The organism is Hymenobacter saemangeumensis (assembly GCF_039541835.1).
In the GTDB taxonomy this organism is placed as follows: Bacteria; Bacteroidota; Bacteroidia; order Cytophagales; family Hymenobacteraceae; genus Hymenobacter; species Hymenobacter saemangeumensis.
On the sequence record NZ_BAABGZ010000028.1, the window covers coordinates 109,791 to 136,392 of the forward strand.

Below are 26,602 nucleotides of genomic sequence, written 5' to 3' on the forward strand. Positions count from 1 at the left end.
TTAATTTCTGAGCAACAGCAAAAAGCATTGATTTACCAGTATCTTCGCTACCGGCGGGCTATGGCCTTTGCTCAATTTTTATCTATTCTGCGTATGAAGAAAATCTTACTCCTTGCCGGGCTTGCCCTGCTGCACGGCGCGGCCCTGGCCAAGCCCAAGCCGGCCCCCGCTCCTGCCCCGGCCGCCGTCGACTCGGTGGCCATTCGCCAGGCCATGTACAAGGCCTTTGCCGACTCCGTGCACGCCACGCTGCACTTCCAGCAGGGCCACATTGTGCTGCCCGGCGGCATGGGCGAGCTCACGGTGCCACGCGGCTTCCGCTACCTCGACTCGGCCCAGAGCCGGCGTGTGCTCACTCAGCTCTGGGGCAACCCCAAGCAGGAAACCCTGGGCATGCTGTTTCCGGCCGACCGCGGCCCGCTCGACAAGAACAACTGGGCCTACTCCATCAGCTATAACCCCATGGGCTATGTGAAGGACGACGATGCCGATGACATCGACTACGCCGACCTGCTCAAGGACATGCAGAGCGACACGGAAGAAGAAAACGAAGCCCGCGAGGCCAGCGGCTACGAGCCCATTCACATGCTGGGCTGGGCCGCCACCCCGTACTACGACAAAAACACCAAGGCCCTGCACTGGGCCCAGGCCCTGCAATTCGGCGCCAGCCCCGACACCACGCTCAACTACAACGTGCGCCTGCTGGGCCGCAAGGGTGTGCTGGTGCTCAATGCCATCGGCGAGCCCTACCAGATGCCCGAAATCAAGGCCAGCATTCCGGGCCTGCTCAGCAACGTGAGCTTCAGCAAGGGCCAGCAGTATGCCGACTTCGACGCCAACCTCGACGACGTGGCTGCTTATGGCATCGGTGGCCTGGTGGCGGGCAAGGTGCTGGCCAAGGTGGGCTTCTTCGGCCTGCTGCTCAAGTTCTGGAAAGTGGGCCTGCTGGCTTTGGCCGGCGCCTGGGCCGCCATCAAGCGGTTTTTGGGGTTTGGCGGCAAGGAAGAGTAGTGCATGCTACTGCTTGCTAGCGCGCGTCTGCGACGTGCGCTAGCTGCGGTGCCAAGTCAGCCCAATGAGGCACAAAAGGCGTAAGCAGGCTGCTACCCGGGTGGCGGCCTGCTTACGCCTTTTTGCTGGGAAGGCAGGGCTATGGTCTAGCTTTGCCTCCCTCCTCCTGCTGCCTGCACTATGAATTTTCTACGCGAGCTTTTTCAGAAGAACTTCTCCACCCTGCTCACCATGTTTTTGCTGGTGGCCGTGCCGCTGCTGGGCTCGTCGTCGCTGCTGTACCTGCTGTACAAGTATCAGGACTTGCTGCAAAATCTCAGCGCTGGTCAGGTGCTGCTATACTTTGTGGTCATTGCCTTCACCATGGCCTTTGCCTTCACGCCGACTACCGTGGTGGCCATCGTAACGGGCTACTACTTCGGCTGGGGCGGGCTGGCGGGCATGGTGCTGGCCTACGCCCTGGCCTCGGCCATCGGCTACGAGCTGGCCGTGCGCCTCGACCACGGCAAGCTGCGCGACTTTATGCACCACTTCCCCAAGGCCGGCGCCGTAGTGGACGAGCTGCAGCAGCAAAGCTGGCAGCTGATTATTCTCACCCGCCTCTCGCCGGTGCTGCCCTTCGCCCTGATGACCTTTGTGCTGGCCATGGTGGGCGTGGCCCGGCGCCGCTTTCTGGCCGCCTCGGTGGTGGGTATGCTGCCGCGCAGTCTGTTTTTCTACTGGCTGGGCACCAAAGCCTCCGACGTGCTGGCTTTGCTGCGCGACCCCGACGGCGGCACGCTGGGCAAAGTGGTGGTGGTGGGCCTGGTCGTGGCCTCGCTGGGCGGCCTGTACGTGGTGTTCAACCGCGCCCTGAAAAAAGCCCTGCAGCGCGGCGTCGACGCAAAAAAAGCCCGTTGATTTTTAACACCTTGCCCACTGCCGAAAAAAATATTGCCCCAAAAGGCGAAGCAAGGCTTGTGAAGGCGGAATTTTTCCTCTTACCTTTGCAGTCCCAACACGGGAACTGGTTGCATAGCTCAATTGGATAGAGCATCTGACTACGAATCAGAAGGTTTGGGGTTCGACTCCCTATGCGACCACAGAAAAGGCCCTCAGCAGCACGCTGAGGGCCTTTTTGTTTTTTCACCCGCAAGATGACGCGGGCAGGGCTTCGCATGATGAAATCTGCTGGGGCGGGTAGGCTGGCCTGCGCCGCCAATTTCGAACAGACGAGCTAGCTTGCACCCCCTCAACCTACGGGGCTGCACTTTGGCAGTGCCGGCACCGCTTTCAAAATTCCCATCATGCTCCAGAAAATCCGCCCCGAAGAAGCCCTGGCCTACCACGCCCAGGGCCGGCCGGGCAAGCTCGAAGTGGTGCCCACCAAGGCCCACAGCACCCAGCGCGACTTGTCGCTGGCTTACTCCCCCGGCGTGGCCGAGCCCTGCCTGGCCATTGCCGACAACCCCGACGACGTGTACAAGTACACCGCCAAGGGCAACCTGGTGGCCGTTATCAGCAACGGCACGGCCGTGCTCGGGCTGGGCGACATCGGCCCCGAGGCCTCCAAGCCGGTGATGGAGGGCAAGGGCCTGCTGTTCAAGATTTACGCCGACATCGACGTGTTCGACCTGGAGCTGAATACCAAGGACGTGGACGAGTTTGTGCGCACCGTGAAGCTGCTGGAGCCCACCTTCGGCGGCATCAACCTGGAAGACATCAAGGCCCCCGAGTGCTTCGAGATTGAGGAGCGCCTGAAGCGGGAGCTGCGCATTCCGGTGATGCACGACGACCAGCACGGCACGGCCATTATCTCGGCCGCCGCCCTGCTCAACGCGCTGGAGCTGGTGGGCAAGAACATTGCTGATGTGCGCATTGTGGTGAACGGAGCGGGCGCCTCGGCCATTTCCTGCACCAAGCTGTACCTGGCCCTGGGCGCCCGCGCCGAAAACGTGGTGATGTGCGACAGCAAGGGCGTGATTCGGGCCGACCGCGGCGACCTCGACGAGCGCAAGCAGCTGTTTGCCACCGCGCGCGACCTGCACTCGCTGGAAGAGGCCTTTGCCGGCGCCGACGTGTTTGTGGGCCTGTCGAAGGGCAACGTGGTAACGCAGGACATGGTGCGCAGCATGGGCGCCGACCCCATTGTGTTTGCCATGGCCAACCCCACGCCGGAAATAAGCTACGAGGAAGCCGTGGCAGCGCGGCCCGACCTGATTATGGCCACGGGCCGCTCCGACTACCCCAACCAGGTGAACAACGTGCTGGGCTTTCCCTACATCTTCCGGGGGGCGCTCGACGTGCGGGCCACCGAAATCAACGAGGCCATGAAGCTGGCCGCCGTGCACGCCCTGGCCGCCCTGGCCAAAAAGCGGGTGCCCGACGCCGTGAACATGGCCTATGGCACCGAGAACCTGCAGTTCGGCCGCTTCTACATCATTCCCAAGCCCGTCGACCCGCGTCTGCTGGCGGTGGTGGCCCCGGCCGTGGCCCGCGCCGCCATGGAATCGGGCGTGGCCCAGGCCCCGATTACCGACTGGCCGGCCTACGAAAGCCAGCTGGCGCGCCGGCTGGGGCAGGACACGCGCATCTCGCGCGTCATCCTCGACAAAGCCAAGACCAACCCCAAGCGCATCGTGTTTGCCGACGCCGAAAACCTCAAGGTGCTGAAGGCCGCCCAGCAGGTGCGCGACGAAGGCATTGCCCACCCCATGCTGCTGGGCAATGCCGCCGTGATTGAGGAGCTGCAGGCCCAGCACCAGCTCGACCTGCGCGGCGTGCCGATTCTGGACCCGCGCGCCGAGGAGCAGGCCGAGCGCGTGCAGCGCTTTGCCGACGCCCTGTACGAGAAGCGCCACAGCAAGGGCATCAGCGCCCCGGAGGCCCTGGATTTGATGCGCACGCGCCGCTCCTACTTCGGGGCCATGCTGGTGGAAACCGGCGAGGCCGATGCCCTGATTTCGGGCCTGACGCGCAAGTACCCCGACACCATCCGGCCCGCCCTGCACGTCATCGGCCGCGAGGCCGGCGTGCGCAACGTGTCGGGCATGTACATCCTGCTCACCAAGCGCGGGCCCCTGTTTTTGTCCGACACCACCGTCAACATCGACCCCACGGCCGAAGAGCTGGTGGAAATCACCGAGATGACGGCCCGGGCCGTGAAGCGCTTCAACATCAAGCCGCGCATTGCGCTGGTGACGTACTCCAACTTCGGCAGCGCCAAGGGCGCCGACGCCGGCAAGATGCAGCGGGCCGTGCAGCTGCTGCAGGAAAAGCACCCCGATATGCTGGTCGACGGTGAGATTCAGGCCCACCTGGCCTTCGACACCGAGCTGCTGCGGCAAAACCACCCGCTGAGCAAGCTGGTGGAGGAAGGTGCCAACACCCTGATTTTCCCCAACCTCTCGGCCGCCAACATCGCCTATAACCTGATGCGGTCTGCCGCCGGCTTCGAGGCCATCGGCCCCATTCTGCTGGGGGTGCGCAAGCCCGTGCACGTACTGCAGCTGGGCTCGTCGGAGCGCGAAATCGTGAACATGGTGGCCCTAGCCGTGGTGGAGGCCCAGGAAAATGAAAAAGCGTTGAGCAAGCCGGCCCGGACGTAAAACCATCTGGCTGCGCGCTGTTCCTGCAGCCGGAGTGGGCTTCTTCTGGTTCTGTTTAGTGCGCATCCCAGGTTGCTGTACGGTTTTTCCAGACCGGCTCCCCGCTCCTTTCGGAGAGGGGGCGGGGGGTGAGGCGGACGGTAGAACAAAGCCTGTACACCGACTTGGGAGTTGCTGTAGAAGAAGCGTTAACAGGCAGGCCGACCTGTTAGCGCTTCTTTTTTTCTTTCCGGAAAGGCCATGCATCAGCCAGAGCGTAGTTGCCGCAGCCAACCTTTTACTCAGGCAGCGGGTAAAGCTATGCTTACTCCTTTTCCACACTTTTACCCCTTTGTCCTATGCACCAGCAAAATCAACAGCTGCTCGACGCCCTGGCCGCCTGCGTGGCTGCCTGTGAACACTGCGCCACGGCCTGCCTGCAGGAAGACCATGTAAAGATGATGGCCGCCTGCATCGCCCTCGACCGCGACTGTGCCGACATCTGCGCTCTGACGGCCCGCTTCCTGGCCCGGGGCTCGGCCCATGCCCAGCACCTGATGCGCGAGTGCGCCGAAATCTGCCGCCTGTGCGGGGACGAGTGCAGCCAGCACCAGCACGAGCACTGCCAGGCCTGCGCCGCCGCCTGCCGCCGCTGCGAGGAAGCCTGCCGCCAGGCCATGGCAGCCTAAACCAGCCGCACTCGCCGGGCCGGCTATTGGCAGGTCTGGCGAGTACAGCAGGCTGCGGCCCACCTTGCCTGCCTTTTCATCAACCCCAACCAACTTGGCAGGCAGGAGCTTGGGGGTACTGCCTGGCCCTTTCTCAGCCAAACCGCTTGATTCCACGTATGGAAGGCCTTTCGCCTTCTTTACTGCATGTGCTAACCACTCGTCATTATTTCGCCAATGCCGTGGGCTCGGTTGATTTCGTGCCCAAGGCCTACGTTTACCTGCACTGGTCAGGCAAGCAGCTCAGCAGCCTGGAATTCCGGGCCCTGTACGTGCATGCCCGCAACCTGCTGCGCCGCAACCGCCTGACGGGCATCCTGGCCGACCACCGCGCCATGCCCGATGCGCCCGCCGAAGCCGACCGCGAGTGGCTGCTGAACGAGTGGCTGCCCCAGACCATGGAAGAGTCGGCCCTGGCGCGCTACGCCGTGCTGCCTGCCCCCGCCCCCGAGAACCGCCTGCACACCGACCATGTGCTGAAGGACCTGCGCCGCTACCTGACGGTGAAGGCCTTCGACGACATGGACGCCGCCGTGGCCTGGGTAAGCACCCCGCAGTAAAGCAAGGCCTGGCCCGGGCAGGCAGGTAGCCATTTTAACTGCCGTCCTCAATGCTTCCTGCGCATGATTGAGACTTTCCTCGCCAAACAAGACTGCCGCTTTGCCTGGCTGGACCTGACCAACCCCAGCCGCGACGAGCTCGAACGTGTGGCCAAGCAGTACCAGCTGCCCGATGCCCTGGTGCTCGACTGCCTGGAACCCAACCACCTGCCCAAGTTCGAGTTCAGCCACGGCATCAGCTTCGTGATTGTGCGGGTGTACCACGCCCCGGAAAGCCATGAGGCCGACACCATTCAGGAAATCAGCACCAAAATCGCCCTCTTCTACACCCGCGACCTGCTCATAACCGTGCACCGCCGGGCCCACCCTTTCCTGGCCGAGCTCAAGCACGAGCACCAGGCCGACGCCCACGAGTGCAGCACCCCGGCCGAGCTGGCCCTGCGCCTGGTGCGCCACGCCCTGCACACCTTCGTGCGCCCGGCTCTGCTGCTCACCCGGGAGCTTGACTCCTACGAGTCGGAGATATTTCTGAAGCAGGAAGTACCCAACGCCCTGCAGGGCCTGTACTTTCTGAAGCGCAAAGCCTCCTCGGCCAAGCAGCTGCTGCTGCTCACGCGCGACGTGCTGGCTATGCTGCGCCGGCAAACCAACGGCGACACCACCCTGCTGCACGACACCCAGGACCTGCAGGTGCGCGTCGAAACCCTGTACCAGGAGCTGGACGGCGCCGCCACCAACCTCGTCAACCTCTACCTGTCGCTGTCGTCGCAGCGTACCAACGAGGCCATGCGCGTGCTCACCGTGTTCTCGGCCTTCTTTCTGCCCCTGACGTTTATTGCCGGCATCTACGGCATGAACTTTCAGTACATGCCCGAGCTGGGCTGGCAGCTGGGCTACCCCGGCGTGCTCGTGCTGATGGTGCTGGTGGGCCTGGGCATCTGGGTCTGGTTTAAGCGCAAAGGCTGGATTTAGGCCGGGCCCACCGCCGGGCTTTTCGGGCCGGGGGCAGTACTTTGCCCCGCCTAACCACCCGGGCTGGTCCCCTGCCGACTGAGGCGCCTCCGAGCGTCGGCTCGCAGGGCTCCACCTGCTGCTTTCTATGAAAATTACCTTGTTCCGCTGGCTGCGCTGGCGCTTCGACCTGGTGCACGACATGGCCACGCCCGAGGCCATTGTGGCCGGGGTGGAAGACGGCATCACTTTCCGCGGCACCAACCTGTGGGTACTCATCTTTGCCATTCTGGTGGCCTCGGTTGGGCTCAACGTCAACTCCACGGCCGTCATTATCGGGGCCATGCTTATTTCCCCGCTCATGGGGCCCATTGTGGGCGTGGGCTTCGGCGCCGCCACTATGGAGGTGGCCCTTATCCGGCGCGGGCTCAAAAACCTGTTTGTGGCGGCGGGCATCAGCCTGCTGGTGTCGGCGCTGTACTTCTGGCTTACTCCGCTCACCGATGCGGGCTCGGAGCTGCTGGCCCGCACCACGCCCACTACCTGGGATGTGCTCATTGCCTTGTTTGGCGGGGCGGCCGGAGCCGTAGGCCTCACCCGGCGGGCCCGCGGCAACGTGGTGCCGGGCGTGGCCATTGCCACCGCCCTGATGCCGCCGCTGTGCACGGCCGGCTACGGCCTGGCCACGGCCCACTGGGCGTACCTGTTCGGGGCCCTGTACCTGTTTTTTATTAACTGCGTGTTCATCAGCCTGGCTACCTTTCTGGTAGCCCGCATCCTGCCGCTGCCGGTGCACACCTTCGTCAGCTCCCGCCGGGCGCGGCAGGTGCAGCTCAGCATCTGGGCCGTGGCCTTGCTCACGGCCGTGCCCAGCGTGTACCTGGCGGCGGGCATCGTGCGGCGCACCACCTTCACCCACAACGCCCAGCGCTTCGTGGAAGAGCAGCTCAACCTGCCCGGCTCCTTCGTCGTCACGCGCCGGCTCGATGCCGACGCCCGCACCATCAACGTGCTGCTGGCCGGGCAGCAGCTCACGCCGGCCCAGCTGCGGCAGGCCCGGGGCCGACTGCCCGAGTACCGCCTCACCGATGCCCGCCTCACCGTGCGCCAGGGCCTGGCCCGCCTCGACTCGGCCGATGCCCAGAGTCTGCGCAGCAGCCTGCTGGAGGACGTGCATAGCCGCAACCAGCAAACCCTGGCCGGCTACGACAGCCGTCTGGCCCAGCTGCAGCAGGTGTTGGCGGCTCCCGACAGCCCTTTGTCGACGGGCCTGCCGGCGGCGGCCCGCCTCCTGCGCGAGGTACAGGTGGAGCACCCCAGCGTGCGCCAGCTGGGCCTGAGCCGCGTGGTGCAGGCCGCGGCCGACTCCCTCCGCGCCGATACCGTGGTGGTGGTGTCGGTGCGGGCACGCCGCCCCCTGCCCCTGGCCGAGCAGCAGCGCCTGCAGCAGTGGCTCAGCCTGCGGGCGGGCGACAAGCGCCGGGTGCAGCTGCTGGTGCAGTAGCCCGGAGGCTGCTTTACAGCGCCAGCAGCAGCACCGCGTAGGCCGAGGCCCCCAGCAGAAAGGCCCAGTAGCGGCTTTCGCGCTCTTTGGGCAGCTCCTCTTTGAGCACGTTCAGCACCACGCCGCCGCCGATGAAGGCCGTGAGCAGGGCAATGGCCGCCTCGGGCAGCTCCACCACCAGCCCGGTGGCCCACCCCAGCACGAGGGCTGCCACCAGTACCCAGCGCCCCCGGCGGCGGTAGGCCTGCGCGTGGTGCTGCTGCAGGCCAAAGTCGTTGACCACAAAGTGCAGGGCCATGGCCAGGGCAAACAGCAGCAGCTGCCGCGTGGCTTCCTCCTCGCGCTGGTACAGCAGGTAGCCTATCAGGGCGTTGTAGATGGCAAAGGAGCCGATGTGCAGCCAGAACACCCCCGGGTTGGCCTCAGCCTCCGGCCCCGCTTTTGCCTGTCGACGCTGGGTAGTAACCAGGCGCTCGAGGCCGTAGAATACCACCAGGCCAGTCAGGGCCATGAGGTAAACGTGGTGCTCGAGCCAGCCGAAAGCTCCCGCCGCGGCCTCCACCAAGGCCTGGCCGGCCCCCAGCTCGGGGAAAAGGTGCAGAAAGATGTAGGCTACCGACACGCCGCCGGCCAGCGACAGCCAGATGCTGCGCGGCGTGCCCGACAAGAACACCAGGCGGCCGGCAAACAGGTGCAGCAGCGCCAGCGCCAGCACCGGCCACATGGAAACGAGCTGAGTTTGACTCATGGCAATAAGGCGGTGGTTTACTGCTTTTCGCTGTTCCAGTCCGCAACGGTTGTATCGGGCCTGCCGCGCACGTCCCGCAGCACCGAATGAGGCCCGGAAGCGCTGTCTTTGAGGATGCTGAGCTCGCCACCGGTTTCCAGCACCACGGCCGCGGCCTCCGCCACGCTGCCCAGGCCCTTTTCGCGCAGGCCGGCCAGAATTTCGGCCTCCGTTACCCGCTCGGCCTGCATGGCGGCCTGCAAAAACTGGCCCTGGTACACCAGCAGGGTAGGCTCCGACTTCACCAGCTGGCCCACCGCCTTCACCCGCACCGACAGCCAGGTAATGGCGAACTGCAGAAAAATCAGCAGCCCAAACGCCACCAACCCATCAGCCAGGGGCACGCTTTTGGTGAGTAGCACGGTGGCCAGCGTCGAGCCCAGGGCCACGGTCACAATCAGGTCGAAGGCGTTCATCTTGGTCAGGGTGCGCTTGCCCGACACGCGCAGCAGCAGGATAAGGCCGGCATAAGCGGCGGCCCCGACAATCAGAGTGCGGGCGATGCTGGCCCAGCTGCTAAAGAAAAGGTGTTCCATGCCATTTAGGGGTGTAATGAAGCCGGGCAGCGCCTGGGCGGCCGCCCACCCGGGGTGCTATATCCGGGTTTTTCGGCCGGTCGGCAGTGCCTCCGGCCGCGCCCGCCTTTCCTTTACGCGAACAGCGGCAGAAGGTCGGCCATCCGGCGGCGCACCTGCTCCCGCTCGTAGGCCTCCTCGAGCTTGCTTTCGGCCGTTGTGCCAATCAGCTCGCACTGCTGGCGCAGCACCCGGCGCCGGCCCGGGGCGGGCGTGCGCTTCACCACGGTTTCGAGGGCGGTGAGCAGGCGCAGCAGCACGGCCACGTTGGCCGCGCCGCTGCGCCGAATCTGGTCGAAGGCCGTCGTGACGTAGTCGGCATAAACGGGGTGCCGGGCAATGAGCAGCACCCGGTCTTCTGCGCTTTCCGAGCGCAGCCGGTTGCCAAACTGCCGGCCGCCTACATAAGCCAGCAGGGCCCCCAGGTGGTCGATGCAGATAATGGCCGTGCTGGTGTCGTTCACGCCCGGCGAGAGGGCCTTGAGGGCAATGTCGACTATCTGCCGCAGGCCAAAGCCGGCGTCCTGCTCGATGGTGCGCTGGTTGCCGATTACGTAGGCCTGGTGCAGCTGCCGCTCCACGCGGGGGCTCGGGCCTTGTCCTTGCTCCTCAAAGGCCACCGAAACCAGCGGGGAGCCCTCGGCCACGAAGCTGCCCAGGGCCAGCTCCATGCGCACCACGCAGCGGTAGTCGCGGGCCGCCCGCAGCAGCATCTTGTCGTCGACGCTCTGCAGGTAGCCGGTTACCAGGGCCGGTATGGTGTGCCACTGCCGCTCGGGGGCGTCTTCCTCCAGGCGCCGGGCTTCGGCATCGTCGGCATCTTCTCCGGTTTCCGTCGGGAAAAGCTGTCGCATGGCTTCCCGGGTATCCTGCATCACCCGCTGCACGATGTTGGAGGCTTCAATGGAGGAGGCAATGTGGTGAATAAAAAAGATAAGCACCCCGATGCTGAGCAAGGCCAGGAAAAGCGCAAAGGCAATGGCCAGCGAGGGCACAAAGCCTTCCTTGCCTGTGCCGCGAATGGTGCGCAGCACCACCAGGCAGTACGCGAAAATGCCCACAAACGAGCCCAGCACGGCTTGGTTGCTGTGGTCGCGCATAAACGTCCAGACCACCCGCGGCGAGTACTGGCTCGATACCTGCGCCAGCGTGGTCAGGGTAAGGGTGAAGATGAGGGCCGCCACGGTAATCATGGAGCTGGCCAGGGCCGCCAGCATGCTGCGGGCGGCTTCGGCCCCGGCCCCAAACAGCAGGGGGAAGTTGCGCTCCCAGCCGTGGCTGATGTTTTGGTCGAGCTGCACCAGGCCAAATGCCAAACCCAGGAACACGCCCACCATAAGGACGGGCAGAAACCAGAGCCCGGCTTTCAGGTTCAGCCAGAAGCGGGTGAATCGATTCATGCCGTTAGCTACTCCCCATTGCGCGGCCGGGTTATTGTCGAGGCTATTTGTCCAGACTCGCAAGCATTTTTGGCCTCCTCCGTTAACCAACTCATAATAAATGAATTACTTTCTCTATTACAGCACCAACCGCCTCCATCAAAGCCGCCTTCAGGTCAGGCAATGCGCTGGCCGGGGCAGCTGCTACGCCCGGCGCTGCTGTACCTCGGCGGCCCGGTTCCGCACCTGTTCCCGCTCGTATTGCGTGCCCAGCGTGCGCTCGGCCGCTTCCAGAATCAGCCGCCGCTGCTGCTCCAGCACCTGCTGGCGCTCGGGCATGCTGGTGCGCTGCGCAATAATGGCCAGCGCCGTGAGCAGGCGCTGGTACACGGCCGCGTTGCCATCGGCACAGATGCGAATCTGGTCGAAGGCCGTGGCCACGAACTTTGCAAACGTGGGGCGCACGGCTATTACGCGCACTCGGTCCTGGTCGGTACGCAGCGGCGCGGGCAGGCGGCGGTTAGCCAGCTGGGCCAGCAGGCTGCCCAGGTGGTCGATGCCGATAACGGCCGTGGTGGTGTCGTTCACGCCCGGCGAGAGGGCCTTAAGGGCAATGTCGACTATCTGCCGCAGGCCAAAGCCGGCGTCCTGCTCGATGGTGCGCTGGCTGCCCAGGCCAAACCGGGCGTTGAGGCGCTCGAGCAGCTCGTCGGTGAGTTGCAGCGGCGCTCCCTGGTAGGGGGCAATGGACAGCAGGGCTGCTCCCCGGGCCACAAAGCCGCCGATACCGTGCTCCATGCGCAGCACCGCCTGCAGCTCGCGGGCCAGGGCCAGCAGCCCCTCTTCGTCGACGCTCTGCACGTAGCCGCTGTTCCGGGAAGGCACTACCTGCCAGTGCAGCTCCCCGGCCTGGTCGAGCAGCTGCTGCGCGTCGCTGGCATCGGCCTCCTGGCCCAGCTCGTCGGGAAAAAGCCGGGTGATGGCGGCTTCGGTTTCCTCGGTAGCATTGCGGATGATGTTGGACGCCTGAATGGAAGAGGCGATGTGGTGAATAAAAAAAATCAGCACCCCGATGCTAAACAAGGCCAGCACCAGCCCCATCAGCACGGCCAGGGAAGGGATAAAGCGGCCTTCGTCGCCGCCGCGGATGGTGCGCAGCACAATCAGGCAGTACACGAAAATGCTGACGAAGAAGCCCAGCACCAGCTGATTGGCCCGGTCGCGCATGAAGTTGCGCAGCACCCGGGGCGTGTACTGGCTCGACACCTGAGCCAGGGTGCTCAGCGTAAGGGAGAAAATCAGCCCCGCCACGGTAATCATGGAGCCGGCAATGGCCGTGAGCATGCCCCGCGCGCCGTCGGAGCCGGCCCCAAACAGCATCGGGAACTCCTGCAGCCAGTCGTGGCTGATGCGCACATCCACGAAAATCAGCGCAAACGCCAGCAGAATGGCCCCGCTCACCATCAGCGTCGGCACAAACCACAGGCTGGCGTTGAGATTCAGCCACAGGGCGCGAAGACGGTTCAGGGGCATAGGCAGAGCGGGCAGGTTCGCTGAAACGATGTCGAGGGCCGGAATACCAGCTACGTATTTCTACGGTAGCCGGCGCAGAAAGTACGCACGCACCCCAGGGACTTGCATGCTGGCCTGCCGCCCACGAATAGTATTTATTCCTTCATGGCCAATACATTACCGCTACAATAGCCCGCGGCGCACGGCTAATTATACATAGCTACCCGCCTGAGTTCGTTTATCGGGCATAAGCACAAGTTGAATTTTTCATGCTTTTGAACAGGCACGGTTTTTTCTTTTCAAGCTCGACGCTGGAAAGCCCGGCCCCTGAAAACGCCGCAAGCCGCCTGGCTGTATCACCAGGCTACTCGCGCTGTTAAGTACAATTTAACTCAGGAGAGCAGCATGCCTTTTAATGCTTACTAAGAACCTGGATTCATGAATTTAGAAATTACAGTCTAAGCTCAAAACACGCACCATGGGAAAAGTTATAAAAATTTCAGATTCTCTGCCTTTTTATTCCCTTCCTTGTCCTATAAATTTGTTGATTCCGCATTGCGGAGCTTAATTGATAACACCGTGCAGCTGACTTAGTATTATTCGGGGTTGAAAACACTGTTCACGCTTCTTTTGGGTTTACTGTGCCTGCAAAGCTTGGCGCAAACGGGCGTGGCCGTGCCCGAGCTGGCCCACTGCGACGAGTCGGTGCAGGACTTTATGCGGCGCTGGAAAGTTCGCGGGGCCTCCGTGGCCATCAGCAAAGACGGGCAGTTAGTGTACAACCGCGCCTTTGGCTACGCCGATGCGGCTCACTCCCTTCCCCTGCAGCCCTACCACCTGCTGCGGGTAGCCAGCGTGTCGAAGCCCGTGACGGCCCTGGCCGTGATGAAGCTGGTGGAAACCGGCCAGCTCCACCTCAGCGATAAGGTCTTTGGCCCCCAGGGCCTGCTCAGCGGGCCGGCGTACACCCGCGAGATACAGGACCCGCGCCTGTACGACATCACCGTGCAGCACCTGCTGGAGCACAGCGCCGGCTGGGACCGCAGCCAGGGCTGCGATGGGCACAGCACCTGCGACCCCATCGACTTTCCGACCCAGGTGGCGCGCGTGATGCGCGTGCCCAACCCCGTGGGCGACTCCACCCTTGTCCGCTACATGCTGCGGCAGGGCCTCAACTTTGCCCCCGGCACCCGCTTTGCCTACTCCAACGTGGGCTACCTGGTGCTGGGCAAGGTGCTGGAGGCCGTCACGCACCGGCCCTACGAAGACTGGGTGCGCGAGCACGTGCTGCTGCCCAGCGGCATCCTGGAAGCGCGCCTGGGCCGCAGCCTGCCCGCCCAGCGCGGCGAGCGGGAAAGCAGCTACGACAGCCGCTACCAGATGCCCTCGGCGTTTGCGCCGGCCCGGCGGGTGCCCGCGGCCGACGGCGGCATTCACCTCGAAGCCATGAATGCCCACGGCGGCTGGCTGTTCTCGGCCCGCGACCTGGTGCGCCTGGCCCTGGCCGCCGACGGGCTGCCTTCCCGGCCCGACCTGCTGGCGCCGGCCACCCTGCGCAGCATGGTGCAGCCCTCGGCCGTGTCTACCTGGTACGGCCTGGGCTGGATGGTGCACGGCGACACCTGGTGGCACAGCGGCCTGCTCGACGGCACGGCCAGCCTGGTTACCCGCGCCCCCAGCGGCTACACCTGGGCCATTCTGCTGAACACCGGCTCGGGCTCGGCCCAGTTCTGGCGGGAGCTGCAGGAGCTGGGCAACAGCTGGATTCGGGATGCGAGCAGCTGGCCCGCCCACGACCTGTTTGCGCCCGAGATGAATGCCGGCCTGCTGCGGGCCAGCAGCTCCGACTCGGCCTTTGCCCAGCTGAGCTGGGTGAACGGCAGCGGCACCGGCCGCCTGCTGCTGCTGCGCCCCGACAAAGCCGGCACCTCCTTTCCCCTGGATGGCACGTCCTACCCGGTGGGCCGGGAGCTGCCCGATGGCACCCTGGTAGCGGCCAACGGCCCTGGCAGCACGGCCCTGCTCGCCCGGCTCGACCCGCAGCGCAGCTACTATGCCCGGGTGGTGGAGTACCGCCAGGACAGCAGCACGGCCTTCCGCCCCATCTATACCCTCGACGGCAACCCCCAGCTGGTGCTGACCCCCGAGGAGCTGGCGCACTCGTCGCCGCTGACCCTCTACCCCAACCCGGCCCTGGGTGAGGTGCACGTTGCCGGCACCTCCCGCAACCTGCTCTACCACTTGTTCACGCAGCAGGGCGGCCTGGTGCAGAAAGGCGAACTGGAACCCAACAAGCCCCTGCCCGTGCGCGACCTGCCGCCCGGGCAATACGTGCTGCGCATCGTGCGCGAAGAGCGGGAGGATTTGTTGCGCTTCGTGAAGGAATAGCCGGGTTCTTGGTTTCTGGTTTCTGGTTTCTTGTTCCTGGCCACAGAACAGCTAGGCGGCGTAAGAACCATAAATCAGGAACGAGTTACCATAAACCAGCACCTATTGCGGTTCTCAGGTTGCTGTAGGGCATTGTTCTGGTGGTCGCCTCACCCCCCACCCCCCTCTTCGAAAAGGAGAGGGGGAGGCACAGAGCTGCCCCATACTAAAACCTGAAATCCGCTGTAGAAACCAGGAATTGGCAACAAGAAACCAGGAACTGTTAACCAGCAACCAGTACCCGGTTCCCGCTTATTCCACCAGCTGGGCGTAGAGCCGGGCCAGGGTGGCCGGGCCGTCGGCGCACATACCGGGGTGCACGGGCGAGGTCTGCACCACGGTGCTGCGCGTGGCCGTAAGCCAGCGGAACCGCTCGTGCGGAGGCAGCTGCCCGATGGCGCCGCCCTCGGGCCGGCCCTGGCAGATGCGCTCGAAGGCGCGCAGGCGCTCCACCAGCTCGTCCACGTCGAGACCCGGGGCGAAGGCCTGCAGGCGGGCCGGGGGCAGATGGTAGCGGGTTTGCAGAAAGCCCAGGCCGCGGCAGTACACAATCACGCCCACGTTGAGAAACTCTTCGCGCTCGACGCGCGGCACTACGCGCAGAACGGCGTACTCAAATACGTGCTTGTCGGGCATCTTGGGCTTCCTGAACAAAGGTGGAGGATGCGGCCAGGCGGGCCGTCAGAAACCGCACGTAGGCGGCACGCTGCTCGTCGGGCGAGGCGGGAGTGGCTACGCCGGCCAGCCAGTCGTCGGGCACCTTGGCCACAATGGCTTCAATCAGCTCGGGCGTGAGGCGGGCCCGGGCGTCGGCATCGGCTGCGTCGAGCTCGCTGGCGTGGGGCAGCAGCACGTGGTCTTTCACCTGGGCAAAGCTGCGGGCGCGGCCGGGCTGCTCCCAGCCGGGGCCGGCGTGGTGTACATACAAGGCTGCGCCGTGGTCAATCAGCCACAGCTCGCGGTGCCACATCAGCATGTTGGTGTTGCGCACGGTGCGGTCTACGTTCAGCGTGAGGCTGTCGAGCCACACAATCTGTGAGGCCAGCCGGGGCTCAATGGTCGTCACCAGCGGGTCGAAGGTGATGGCGCCGCTGAGGTAGTGCAGCCCCAGGTTGAGGCCGGTGCTGGCGCGCAGCAAGTCCTGGATTTCTTCGTCGGGCTCGCTGCGCCCGAATGCTTCGTCGAGCTGGCAGAACACCAGCTCGGGCACGCGCAAACCCAAAGCACGGGCCAGCTCGCCCACAATCAGCTCGGCAATCAGGGCCTTCACGCCTTGCCCGGCGCCCCGAAACTTAAGCACGTAGAGAAAGCCGTCGTCGGCTTCGACCAGGGCGGGCAGGGAGCCGCCCTCGCGCAAGGGCGTCACGTAGCGCGTTACGTCCACGCTGCGCAGCGCTGAAATATCCACCGGCATAGGCAGGGAGTTAGAATGGAAGCTGCAAAGGACGGATAATTACGGCGGCTATGGAAAAAGGGCTTAGAAAAGCCAAGTTGCGGGACTGATGGCGCGGGGCTCTGCCCCGTGCCGGCTATTGGCCGGCCTCTGGCCGGCGACGCTAGAACGACTTAGAGAGATGTTCTGACGGCTGCAGGCCAGAGGCCTGCGAACAATAGTCACGGGGCACAGCCCCGCGCCATCAAGCTCGCAACTCGGATTAGATAGGAGAAACAGGGCTTAGAGGAGAGAGCTTAGGACTTAGGGTTGTTCCTTATGATGGGAAAACAGCGCTCTGCTCGCAGCGCGCAACTTTTCCACCGCGAGCGTGTCTTCTGTCCGGCTACTTTACTCACAATCAGATGCCCGCTCGCCGCTTTCTGCTGCTCTTCCTCCTACCAGGCTTTTTGAGTCTGGCTTCGCCGGCCCTGGCCCAGCAGGTGCGGGTGGTGAAGCTGCCGGAGCTGCAGCGCCTGCTGGCCCGGCCCGGCGACACTACCTACGTGGTGAACTTCTGGGCTACCTGGTGCAAGCCCTGCCTGGAAGAGCTGCCGGCCTTCGAGCAGCTGCGGGCCCGGCACCGGCGCGATAAGGTGCAGGTGCTGCTCATCAGCCTCGATTTCCGCTCCAAGCTTGAAAGCAAGGTGCAGCCCTTCGTGCAGCAGCGGCGCCTGGCCTCCCCGGTCTGGCTGCTCAACGAAACCGACCCCAACGTTTTCATCGACCAGGTAGACCCGGCCTGGTCGGGGGCACTGCCCTTCACGCTTATCTTCAACAACGCCCGCAAGCAGCGCAAGTCCTTCGAGCGCCCCCTCACCCTGGCCGAGCTGGAAGCGGAGCTGAAGCGGACTTTTTCTCTTTAGAGTTGTCAGTTGTTCGTTGTCAGTTGTCAGGTTGTTCTGACGGCTGCTTTGCAAGAACAGCCTGACAACTGACAACGAACAACTGACAACTAAAACCCAACAACCACTTCTTCACCTATGAAAAAATCCCTGCTTTCGTTTGCCCTGCTGGGCTTGCTGCTTTCGCTGAGCAGCTTCCTGGGTTTGCTCACTCCCGCCGGCTATCAGGTGGGCGACAGCGCCATGGACTTCAAGCTGAAAAACGTGGACGGCAAGATGGTGTCGCTGGCCGACAACAAGGCGGCCAAAGGCTACATCGTGGTGTTTACCTGCAACACCTGCCCCTACGCCAAGGCCTATGAGCAGCGCATTGTGGCCCTGCACCAGAAGTATGCGCCGCAGGGCTACCCGGTGGTGGCCATCAACCCCAACGACCCGCAGATTGTGCCCGGCGACTCCTTTGCGGAGATGCAGAAGCAGGCCAAGGAGAAGAAGTACGGCTTCCCCTACCTGCTCGACGAAACCCAGGAAGTGGCCCGTACCTACGGCGCCACCAAAACGCCCCACGTGTACATCATCACCCGCAGCGGGGCCGACTTCAAAGTGGCTTACATCGGCGCCATCGACAACAACACCGAGGACGGCACGGCGGCCACCAGCAAGTACGTGGAAACCGCCATGAGCGAGCTCATGGCCGGCAAGCCCGCCTCCACCAGCTCCACCAAAGCCGTGGGCTGTGGCATCAAGTGGAAGAAGGCATAGCAAAGGCCTCTCACAAAAGAAAAAAGAACGTCATGCTGAGCGGAGCCGCAGGCGGAGGCTAAGCCTCTTGCCCGCAGCAGTAATCCAATCGAAAGGATTTACTCTCGTGGTAGAGATGCTTCGATTCCGCTGCGCTCCGCTCAGCATGACGTTCTTTTTTCTTTCAGCTAGCGCCCCTGCTTCCCTAATTAAACAACACCTGGTACTGCAGTACCACGGCGCTTTTGCGCGACTCCACCACGTTGTCGCCGTTGGCCAGGGTTTGGTACACGGGGCGGTTCTGGTAGCTGAGGGTGAACTTGGCGGCGTGGCCGGCCAGCAGCCAGTTCAGGCCCAGGTCGTAGTAGTGCAGGTTGTCGGTGAGGCGCTCGTAGCGGGCCAGCTGGTAGCTGGCGTAGGGCATGAGGGTGGTTTCGCCCAGCAGGTTGTCGCGCAGCTTGTAGCCCAGCTGGGTGTAGAGCACGTTGCCGCTGCCGTAGAGCGGCAGGGCATTGCCGGGCCCGTTTAGGATGGTAGCCGGCACGGTGCCGCCGGCGGCCGGGTTCATCACGCCAAGGTTGCGCAGGTAGTTCGGGCCGAAGTCGAAGCGTATGGCCGTGGCGTAGAAGCTCACGCTGGGCCCACCCCGGGTAGTGTCGACGGGGGCATCGTAGAACAGGTCGACAGCCAGCTGCGACATGGCCTGGCTTAGGGTGTCGCGGCCGTTGTCGGCGCGGTACCACATGGCCCTGGGCTGGGCCACGAAGCCGGCGCCTACGTTCAGCACGCGCTTTTTGCCCAGGTAGGTGCCTACCGTGTACGGCGTGAGGTTGCTTTCCTGGTCCCGAAACTGCCACTGCAGGTAGCCCAGGAACTGCGGCTGCGGCGGCCGGGCCGAGAAGCTGGCTACCCGGCTAACAGTGGCGTTGTAGCCCGCCGAGCGCTGAATGGCCATGGGGCTGGCCACGGCCAGGCGGTAGTCGAGCCGGCTTACCTTGCCCTTGGCGTAGAAGCTGAGCTTGCGCAGAAACTGGTCGGTTACGTCGTTGGTGGCCTGCTCCACCAACGGAGCATCGACCCCCAGGATGGTGCCGGCCGAGGGCGAGGCAAAGCGGGCCAGGCCGCTCCAGCCGCTCAGGCCCAGGCCCACGGAAAGGTGGTTTTTCACCACGGCGTAGTCGCCGGTGGCGTCGTGCACGAAAAAGCCGGCCTTGCGCTCGGAGAGGTAGTTGAAGTTGTTCATGCCCACCTGCGAGTAGATGAACACCCGGTCGGTGAGCTGCCCGAAAAACTGCAGGCGGAAGCGGCGGATGCCCAGGTCGAAGGTGTGGGGCTTGTTTTCGCCAAAGAGCCGGGTACCGGTATTGCTTTGGTTGTAGCGGGCCCAGCCCTGGTTGAGCAGCGTGAGCTTGACGTAGCGGCTGCCGTCGGTGTTGAGGGTGAGCTTGCCGTCTTTCAGGGTTTGGGCCGGGGCCAGCAGTGGCAGAGCGGCGAGGGCAAGCGCCAGAATTTTCTTCATGAACAAGGAGTAGCGAGCGGGCTCAGGCAAGCTTAGCAAACCTCTCTTCTTGCGTTTCCGAAGGTATTCAGAAGCTTCTATGAGGCGATTCTTCCCTGGCATCGCAGCCGTCAAAAGTACGATGCGCGGCCGCCCCTCTCCTGCGCCGGGTGCCGGCCGGGCCTGGCCTTACTGGCTTTCAGCCCCCAAAACTACTTACCTATCGAGCCTATCTTGGGCTGAATCTGAATGATGAAGCGCTTGTTCAGGGCTTCTTCCCGGCCGGTGTAGCGGCCGGCCCCGCGGAAGCCGCTGCCGGCAGCCACCACTTCCAGGTTGGCGGGAAAGCGCAGGCCGGCCTGCTCCCAGAGGCGAATTACAGCCATGGCGCGGTTGTAGCTCAGCTCGCGCACCGCTGGCCCGTCGAGGTTCTGGGGGGCATTATCGGGGTAGCGCAGGTCTTTGGCAGCCCGGCCTTCCACCACGATAAGGTACTGCACGTTGTCGTCGCTTTTCAGGGCCTGCATCTGGCTTAGCAGAAAGCGCCCGGCCTTCACCAGCGGGGCCTGGGCTTCGGCCGGCAGCACGTCGCTTTTGGGCGCAAACGTAACCGGGAAGTTCAGTTCGTAGCGCTTGTAGCGCTGGTTGTAGGTGAAGTAGTTGCTCTCCAGCCGCTGCAGGGCCTGCTTTATCTCGTCGAGCTTGCGCTTCTCCTCCACCTGCACCTTCAGGTCGTAAATCAGCTGCTCGTTGTCGCGCTGCTTGTCTTTGAACAGCTTGTAGCTCAGCACGAACATCACCAGCATGGTGAGAAACAGGGCCGTCATCAGGTCCACGTAGCTCGGCCAGAAGAAGTCCCTGCTTTCTTTCATTTTTTGGTTGTCAGTTATTGGTTGTTAGTTGTCAGGGTTGTGGAGTCAATGTTCCGACGTCAGATTTACCAGAACAGACTGACAACTGACAACGAACAACTGACAACTTAAAAACTTACTTTTTCCCCAGCAGCGTCCGCTGAAACCAGTTGGGCTTGGTCAGCTCTTCCAGCACTTTGTTGGTGCGGGCTACCTGTTGCAGGAGCTGCTGCTGCAGCTCGGTGTCGGCGGCCAGGCGGCGCTCGAGCTGCTCCAGGGCGCGGTTGGTTTGCAGGGCCTGGCGCTCCTGAATGATGTTGAGGGCCTTCTGCTGCTCGGGCAGCTGGGTGAAGGGGTTGAGGTACTCGGTAATTTTCTGGTACACGTTGTCCTGGTTGAGGCGGCGGAAGTGCTGCTGCCAGGCTTCGTGGGCGGCACTGGCTTCGCGCTGCAGCTCCAGCAGGCGGGCATCGAGCTCGGTGTCGATTTTGTGCACACCCTCGCTCAGGCCCTGGCGTATCTGGGCGCCCAGGTCGTTGAGCAGCTTGCCGTGCTGGCTAAAGAAAGCCACTTGCTGGCGCAGGGCATCGTCGTGCTGCTGCAGATATTGCGGCACGCTGGCCAGCCCCTCTTCCACGGCCTTCAGCCGGTTGAGCAGGGCCACAATCACCTGGGCCACCTCGGCCCCGTGAGTCACGGTGTTATTCAGGGCCTGCTGGTAGCCCAGAAACTTCTCGAAGGTCTGGGCGCTTTCGTCCACCCGGTCAAACACCTTGATGGTGGCGTTGGCCAGCTCGGAGTAGCCAATCTGCTCAATCTTCTCCAGAAAGTTTTTCTGGATGCTGATGTTGTCGGTAATGCTGGCAATGAGCGGCGTAAACTCGCTGATTTTGCTGAAGAAGTCGTTCTGAATCTTGCTGAAGAAGTCGGTATTGAAGGTATCGAGCACGGCCTTCAGGTTGCTCATTCCGGTTTGCATGTCGGAGTTGAGCTTGGGCAGCAGCGACTTCTGCAGCACGGTGTAGTAGGCGTTCTTATACCGGTCGCGCACGGCGCGGGCCTGCTTCAGCAGGTGGTTGCCGGCCAGGGTGAAGGCCAAGCCGATAAGGCTGCCCACCATGGCAATGAGCACCCCGCCCAGGAAGCGCTGCACGTCGTTGTTGCTGAAGGAGGTATCGGCCGCCGGGTTAGCCGACACCTCGGCAAAGGGGTTGCCCACCAGGGCCACCAGCCCCAGGATGGCCCCGGTAAAGGTGCCCAGCAAGCCCAGGTACAGCGGCGTGGCAATCTGGGCCTGTATCTCGTCGTCGAGCGACTCGGCGTGGCGCTCCGAAATATCCTTGAGAATGCCGAAGTCGGCCGCCGCGCCGCGGTTATTCAGCAGGTACTCGTTGGTGTCGGCCACAATCTGCCCGAACTCGGGCGAGGGGTTGTTGGCAATCAGCGCGTCGTAGCTGATATCCGGGTTTTTGCTCAGGTCGCCACCGGTGTAGGGCAGCACAATGGGCTGCACGGCAATGCGGCCGGGCTCGGGATACATGTGCTCCAGGCGCTGCACCAGCTGCCGGTTGCGCCAGAACACCACCGCCTGCCAGCCCACCAGCGCCAGTATCAGCAGAATTTCAACAATGAGCATAAGGTATTGAGTAGTAAGTATGCAGTAGTAGTAAGTATTGTGTGCGCTACAATTTACCAGCTATAGCCCCTGGCAGTCCTCAGTGGCTGAAAAGAGAGTATTGACAACCAGACATCCAATACTTACTACTGCATACTCTGTACTGACGCTTAGCTGAGCGCAATGGTAGCTTTCTGAACCACGTGCCAGGTGTCGTCGCGCTTTTCCAGCTTGCCCGGGCTCAGGTTTTTGATGGAAGTGAACTGCTCGGTGGGCGGCAGGTCGAAGGCAAAAAACTCCTTCAGCTCCCGCACGCCGTTGCCAATAATGCGCGACTGGTCGGCCTGGGGGCTGAAGGAATACTCAGCTTTGGTGGCTTCGGGATGCGTCAGCTTGATAAGCAGCGGCATCTGGGGCAGCGGGTTGGGGCTGAGTTTGCGGTGCTCGATGCTGGGCACGTCGGGCGCCGGCGCGTAAAACTGAACCGGCCCAGCCGCGGCCGCCGGCAGGGCGGCGCTGTCGTCAATCAGCTCCGTGATTGACGGGGGCACTGGCACGGACGCAGGTGGATTTGAAGTGGTGTTCTCGTTCATGGGCCGGGCTGCTTTGGCAGAAGTTGGTGGGGTTGTTTTAGGCTTGTTTTCTGCGGGAGCCGGCCGTCGTGCCGGGGCCGTCTCTGAGCCCTCCCGGGGGGGCTTATTGGCCGGGTTAGCCCGCATAGGCCCCTTCAGAAACTCCTGGTTCAGGGACTTGCTCATTTTTTGCTCTTCACGGCTGGCCGGGTTAGAGCCCGCCCCCCGCTGGTGGCGGTGGCGGCGGGTGGAGGCGTCCGTATCCTGGGTCTGAATTATCACCTTGGGCTTGGTGCTCAGTATCCGAGCCAGGATGAAGCCCAGCACTAAGCCCAGGAATATGCCCAGCCCCCATTTCCAGGTATCATTTTCTTCCTGGCCTACTGCTTTGTGCTTAGGCCCATCGGTGGGCGCAGCAACCGGGGCCGGCACCGGGGCCGGGGCCTGCAGCTCGGCCTGGCTTGCCGTGGTCATGGCCTCGCGCTGCGCCGATGTCATGCCATCTGCCGGCTGGGCCGTGCCCTCCGCGTTCAGGCGTATTTCTTCTGACTGAGGCGGCTGCGCCAGCGCCACCGGGCTGCTCCAAAGCAGGCCAGCCAGCAGCACCAGCAGCGCTGGCTTAGGCCAGGGGCTGCGACTCGACCAGCACTTTGGACAGTTCATACAAGGCATTTTTAAAGGGCAGGAAAAACAGCGTCTCCGGGATGGCATCGCCATCGCGCAGGGTGTCGGCATACTGCTGCCGGTACAGGTTGAAGGAGTCGGCCAGGTGGCGCTCCAGGGTTTCCATTACCACGCCGGGGTTGTTTTTCACGCCCAGGTCGGCTTGCAGGCGCATGATTTCGCGGTCTTCGAGCAGCAGCTTGAGGCAGGCGCGCACGTTGGCCAGCACGGCCTGCTTGGTGTCGTCGGTTACCTCAGCCGGGTGCAGGAAATGCTCGCCCTGGTCGGTTTCGGTGCCGGTGCCTACGGGGCGCACCATGGGCGGGTCTTCGGGCATCTGCCCGGTGGCCAGCACGCCACCGTTGGCGGTGGTTTGCTTGGGGTCGTCGGCCAGCTTGATGCGGAAGTCGGAGGGCACTGTTTGCCCGGTGGCTTTTTCCATAATCATCCGGGCCAGGCGCTCTACCGGCTGCAGGTTGGCGCCGGCGGCCAGCAGGCGGATGTAGAGGCTGCCGCGGCCGGTGAAGCAGAGGTAGCGCGGCAGCTGCTGCCCATTGGCCGTCACTACCTGCGCCACGTGGTAAATCAGGGCGCCGAAGTGCAGGAAGAACAGCACGCGCAGGTGCTCGGCCCGCAGCAGCCGCTCGCTGTAGCCCAGCAGCTGGTCGTAGCTGAACAGGAAGCTGGCCACGTCTTCGGAGCCGAAGTTCTCGGTGCCCTCCGCTACCAGCACGTACTCGCGGGCGCGGCGGGCGGCGGGGCTGAGCACGGCGCTCTGCACGCCGGCCACGCCGAAGCGCACCAGGCCGTTGTCTTTGGCGCCGCGCACCTCGGCCCCGCCGTCGCCCCACAGGTCGTTGCCGGCAAAGCGGAAGGAGGTGCTCAGCACCGGCTTGCGGTCGGCGTACAGCAGCACGTCGGTGGTGCCGCCCCCGATGTCGATGAAAGCCGCGTTTTCGCCCGGGCCCAGCGTCACGATGTTGCGGCGGGTGAGGAAGTAGTACGGCGCCGTGCTTTCCACCATGCAGGGCATGGAGTTGCTGGTATGAAACACCTCGTGGAAGAGGCTGTCCCACTCGCGCTGGTAGAGGTTGCGCTGGTAGGTGGAAAAGCTCAGCGGGGCAAACCAGGTGATTTGCGTGGCGCCGATGTTGCCGCCGTTCAGGGCCACCTTGGCGCGGCAGAGCAGCAGCAGCTCCTTGAAAAAGGCCCGCACGCGGTTGCTGTTGGCCTGGTTCAGCGAGTTGTCCCACTTCAGGTTGGTGCGGTAGTTGGGCCGGCGCTGCTCTTCGGTGATGATGCCGAAGGCGATGTTGATGTTGCCGAGCACGCTCAGCTCCTGGGTGGCGTAGTTGCTGGCCTCGTAAGTGGCCGTACGCGCCGGGAAGGCGAAAGGCGAGGTGTCGGCCCCCAGCAGCGGCGGCACAAACTCGCGCTCCTGGTACTGCTGCCAGCGCTTAATCTGCACGTAGTTGGCGGGGTCGTCGTCGATGCCGCGGTACAGGCGCTCGTAGGGCGTGCGGTCGGGCTCGTCGGTGCTCTTTTTCAGCAGGGCCACCGGCGTATCCTGCAGCCCGAAGCTGAAGGGGCGCGGCTCCTGCCCGGCGTCGGCCTGCATGGCCACGTGGGTGTTGGTGGTGCCGAAGTCGATGGCAAAGCGGAACTCACGGGTGCTCTGCCGCACCTCGGGCCACTTTGGAATGACGAGGGCGCGGCCCGCGGCCGGGGCGGGGTTCAGCACTTCCAGGTAGTCGAAGTGGGTGCCGCGCACTTCGTAGTAAGCGCTGCCTTCGTCCTGGCTGGTTTTGGGGTTGCGCTCGTAGCGAGTGGCGGCCTGGTCGGTGCCGGTGTCGCTGAGCGGGCGCCCGTTCACCCAGAAGCGCAGGTCCACCTTTTTGGTGACCATGCTGGGGTCGATGTTGTTGGCATCTACCAGCATCACCTTGTAGAAGTCGTTGTACTGGGGCGCGTCCATCACCTTCACGAAGGGGAAGATGGACAAGGCCAGGTTGGTCACGCGCAGCTGGCCCAGGTTGTCGCTCTGCGGGTTGGGGTAGTAGGCCCGCTCGTAGTCCACGTAGTCGCCGCTGCTTACGGGAATGCGCAAGCGCACCCGCACGCAGGCCGGGTCCAGCTCCACGCTCAGGTGCTCGGCCAAGTCCTGGGGCGTAAAGTAGTCGAAGTAAGCCGGGCGCAAGGGCAGCAGGGGCCAGTTGTTGGGCCGGAAGCCGGGCGCAATCTTCACCTGCCCGCAGAAGAAGCGGCTTTCGTCTACCTCGTAGGGCACCACCAGCAGGGTGTCTTCCAGCAGGTCGTTTACCGTCAGGTACGGGTAGGGCAGCTCCGGCCCGGGCAGGGTGCGCTCCTTCAGGGGGCGGGCATCCGAGGCCGGCACAATGGCGCCGCTGTCGGCAAACAGGGTTTCGTTGTAGTACTTCTTCCCTACGGCCTTGAGACCCGGGCGCAGCACGATGGGCAGCGGCCCGGCCACCCCGGCCCGGCTGGGCCGGATAAACAGGTCGGAGCCGCGCACGGTGGCCTCGTCGGGCCGCACGCGCAGCAGCACGCCGGCCACGTCAATCTGGTTGTTGTGGGCGTCGGTCAGCACCGGGTAGTTGCTGAGGCTGTTGGTGCCGTCCATGGCCCACTTCTGCAGCAGGCCGCGGTCGAGCACGTCGCGCACCACCGGCGCCAGGGCCGACAAGGCCGGGTCGGCCGTGAACTGCTGGTACACGAAGTCGCGGAACGCGGCCTCGCGGCTGGCCAGGGGCACGTACTGGTTGTCGAAGTAGTAGCCGCCGCCCTGGGGCCGCTGCACCGGCAGGGGCCGCTGAATAGGCGCCGGGAAGAACAGCGTAAGCGGCGAGGTGCCGCCGATAAGCTGGGGAATGCCGTCGGGCCCGGGGAAGTAGAGCAGGTGCAGCTCGCGCAGGTTGGCAAAGCGCCCGTCGAGGTACAAGCTCAGCACGTCGGCCAGGGGGCGGGTGGCGGGGTTCTGGCGCAGCTTGGCCAGCTCCTCGTCGCGGCGCCAGGTCCGGATTTGCAGGCGCTGGCTGGCCAGCTTGCGCTGGTGGTAGTCGAACACCAGCTCCCACACGTCCCAGAAGTGGCTTACCAGCTGGTGATACACCGAGTCCTGGCTGGTGTTGGACTGGCCCACGAAGCGCAGGGCGGTTTCCACCAGGTGCATGCGGGCGAAAGGCGAAGGAATGGACACTGCCACCTTGGCAGCGCGCCCGCCCTGGGGGTCGAGCAGGCGCTCCACTTCGTGCGGACCAATTTTGCCGGTAGGCCCCCACCCTTCGTGGGTGCTGGAGCCGGTGTCGTGCAAACGCAGGATTTTAGCCATCTATGGGTTAGTTGTCAGTTGTTCGTTGTCAGTTGT

At 63.8% G+C, this 26,602-nt stretch carries 21 protein-coding genes and 1 tRNA gene; 11 read left to right on the forward strand and 11 right to left on the reverse strand.

Going from position 1 to position 26,602, the window contains the following annotated elements; all coding sequences use genetic code 11:
- The first annotated feature begins 93 nt into the window (after nucleotides 1–93).
- The 8 genes from ABD919_RS12985 to ABD919_RS13020 all read left to right on the forward strand — a co-directional run bounded on the left by ABD919_RS12985 (nucleotide 94) and on the right by ABD919_RS13020 (nucleotide 8,320).
- A complete protein-coding gene (locus ABD919_RS12985; RefSeq protein WP_345236448.1) occupies nucleotides 94–1,011 on the forward strand; it encodes a DUF2167 domain-containing protein in 918 nt (305 codons plus the stop codon).
- 180 nt (nucleotides 1,012–1,191) lie between these two features.
- Nucleotides 1,192–1,911, forward strand: a complete 720-nt coding sequence (locus tag ABD919_RS12990) for a TVP38/TMEM64 family protein (protein WP_345236449.1) — start codon at nucleotides 1,192–1,194, stop codon at nucleotides 1,909–1,911.
- Between the two features lie 108 nt (nucleotides 1,912–2,019).
- Nucleotides 2,020–2,093 (forward strand) — tRNA-Arg (locus ABD919_RS12995).
- A gap of 204 nt (nucleotides 2,094–2,297) precedes the next feature.
- Nucleotides 2,298–4,598, forward strand: a complete 2,301-nt coding sequence (locus ABD919_RS13000; protein ID WP_345236450.1) for an NADP-dependent malic enzyme — start codon at nucleotides 2,298–2,300, stop codon at nucleotides 4,596–4,598.
- A 338-nt stretch (nucleotides 4,599–4,936) separates the two neighbouring features.
- Nucleotides 4,937–5,266, forward strand: a complete 330-nt coding sequence (locus tag ABD919_RS13005; protein WP_345236451.1) for a four-helix bundle copper-binding protein — start codon at nucleotides 4,937–4,939, stop codon at nucleotides 5,264–5,266.
- 188 nt (nucleotides 5,267–5,454) lie between these two features.
- Entirely contained in the window at nucleotides 5,455–5,865 is a 411-nt protein-coding gene (locus ABD919_RS13010; RefSeq protein WP_345236452.1) for a hypothetical protein, read from the forward strand.
- Between the two features lie 63 nt (nucleotides 5,866–5,928).
- Complete coding sequence (locus ABD919_RS13015; RefSeq protein ID WP_345236453.1) at nucleotides 5,929–6,837, forward strand: magnesium transporter CorA family protein; 909 nt, start codon at nucleotides 5,929–5,931, stop codon at nucleotides 6,835–6,837.
- A gap of 127 nt (nucleotides 6,838–6,964) precedes the next feature.
- The gene (locus tag ABD919_RS13020; protein ID WP_345236454.1) at nucleotides 6,965–8,320 is read left to right on the forward strand and encodes a DUF389 domain-containing protein; all 1,356 of its coding nucleotides are present in this window, start codon (nucleotides 6,965–6,967) and stop codon (nucleotides 8,318–8,320) included.
- Between the two features lie 13 nt (nucleotides 8,321–8,333).
- On the opposite strand, the gene ABD919_RS13025 is transcribed toward ABD919_RS13020, so the two are convergent.
- The 4 genes from ABD919_RS13025 to ABD919_RS13040 form a co-directional block, all read right to left on the reverse strand.
- Nucleotides 8,334–9,068: a hypothetical protein gene (locus tag ABD919_RS13025; protein WP_345236455.1), complete on the reverse strand. Its 735-nt coding sequence runs from the start codon at nucleotides 9,066–9,068 to the stop codon at nucleotides 8,334–8,336.
- A gap of 17 nt (nucleotides 9,069–9,085) precedes the next feature.
- Nucleotides 9,086–9,643 (reverse strand): DUF421 domain-containing protein, encoded by a 558-nt coding sequence (locus ABD919_RS13030; protein ID WP_345236456.1) that lies wholly within the window; start codon nucleotides 9,641–9,643, stop codon nucleotides 9,086–9,088.
- 113 nt (nucleotides 9,644–9,756) lie between these two features.
- Complete coding sequence (locus ABD919_RS13035; protein ID WP_345236457.1) at nucleotides 9,757–11,082, reverse strand: DUF2254 domain-containing protein; 1,326 nt, start codon at nucleotides 11,080–11,082, stop codon at nucleotides 9,757–9,759.
- A 183-nt stretch (nucleotides 11,083–11,265) separates the two neighbouring features.
- Complete coding sequence (locus tag ABD919_RS13040) at nucleotides 11,266–12,594, reverse strand: DUF2254 domain-containing protein (protein ID WP_345236458.1); 1,329 nt, start codon at nucleotides 12,592–12,594, stop codon at nucleotides 11,266–11,268.
- A 609-nt stretch (nucleotides 12,595–13,203) separates the two neighbouring features.
- Between ABD919_RS13040 and ABD919_RS13045 the strand changes: the two genes are divergently transcribed.
- The gene (locus ABD919_RS13045; RefSeq protein ID WP_345236459.1) at nucleotides 13,204–14,961 is read left to right on the forward strand and encodes a serine hydrolase domain-containing protein; all 1,758 of its coding nucleotides are present in this window, start codon (nucleotides 13,204–13,206) and stop codon (nucleotides 14,959–14,961) included.
- Between the two features lie 291 nt (nucleotides 14,962–15,252).
- Here the strand turns inward: ABD919_RS13045 and ABD919_RS13050 are convergent, their stop codons facing one another.
- Nucleotides 15,253–15,636 (reverse strand): DUF3037 domain-containing protein, encoded by a 384-nt coding sequence (locus ABD919_RS13050; RefSeq protein ID WP_345236460.1) that lies wholly within the window; start codon nucleotides 15,634–15,636, stop codon nucleotides 15,253–15,255.
- Nucleotides 15,614–16,414, reverse strand: a complete 801-nt coding sequence (locus ABD919_RS13055; protein ID WP_345236461.1) for a HipA family kinase — start codon at nucleotides 16,412–16,414, stop codon at nucleotides 15,614–15,616. The genes ABD919_RS13050 and ABD919_RS13055 overlap by 23 nt, the downstream gene beginning before the upstream one ends.
- 383 nt (nucleotides 16,415–16,797) lie before the next feature.
- On the opposite strand from ABD919_RS13055, the gene ABD919_RS13060 reads away from it, so the two are divergent.
- Both ABD919_RS13060 and ABD919_RS13065 read left to right on the forward strand, forming a co-directional pair.
- Complete coding sequence (locus ABD919_RS13060; protein ID WP_345236462.1) at nucleotides 16,798–17,298, forward strand: TlpA disulfide reductase family protein; 501 nt, start codon at nucleotides 16,798–16,800, stop codon at nucleotides 17,296–17,298.
- Between the two features lie 117 nt (nucleotides 17,299–17,415).
- Nucleotides 17,416–18,039, forward strand: a complete 624-nt coding sequence (locus ABD919_RS13065; RefSeq protein ID WP_345236463.1) for a thioredoxin family protein — start codon at nucleotides 17,416–17,418, stop codon at nucleotides 18,037–18,039.
- A gap of 184 nt (nucleotides 18,040–18,223) precedes the next feature.
- Here ABD919_RS13065 and ABD919_RS13070 read toward each other — a convergent pair whose 3' ends face one another.
- From ABD919_RS13070 to ABD919_RS13090, 5 genes are all read right to left on the reverse strand, one after another.
- On the reverse strand, nucleotides 18,224–19,537 hold the full coding sequence (locus ABD919_RS13070; RefSeq protein WP_345236464.1) for a hypothetical protein: 1,314 nt from the start codon (nucleotides 19,535–19,537) through the stop codon (nucleotides 18,224–18,226).
- Between the two features lie 191 nt (nucleotides 19,538–19,728).
- Nucleotides 19,729–20,388 carry a hypothetical protein gene (locus ABD919_RS13075; RefSeq protein ID WP_345236465.1) on the reverse strand — a complete coding sequence of 220 codons (660 nt, stop codon included), beginning with the start codon at nucleotides 20,386–20,388 and terminating at the stop codon, nucleotides 19,729–19,731.
- Between the two features lie 115 nt (nucleotides 20,389–20,503).
- Nucleotides 20,504–22,003 (reverse strand): hypothetical protein, encoded by a 1,500-nt coding sequence (locus tag ABD919_RS13080; RefSeq protein WP_345236466.1) that lies wholly within the window; start codon nucleotides 22,001–22,003, stop codon nucleotides 20,504–20,506.
- Between the two features lie 149 nt (nucleotides 22,004–22,152).
- Nucleotides 22,153–23,217, reverse strand: a complete 1,065-nt coding sequence (locus ABD919_RS13085) for a hypothetical protein (protein ID WP_345236467.1) — start codon at nucleotides 23,215–23,217, stop codon at nucleotides 22,153–22,155.
- The gene (locus ABD919_RS13090; protein ID WP_345236468.1) at nucleotides 23,174–26,566 is read right to left on the reverse strand and encodes a hypothetical protein; all 3,393 of its coding nucleotides are present in this window, start codon (nucleotides 26,564–26,566) and stop codon (nucleotides 23,174–23,176) included. Before ABD919_RS13090 ends, ABD919_RS13085 begins: the two co-directional genes overlap by 44 nt.
- Nucleotides 26,567–26,602: the final 36 nt, after the last annotated feature.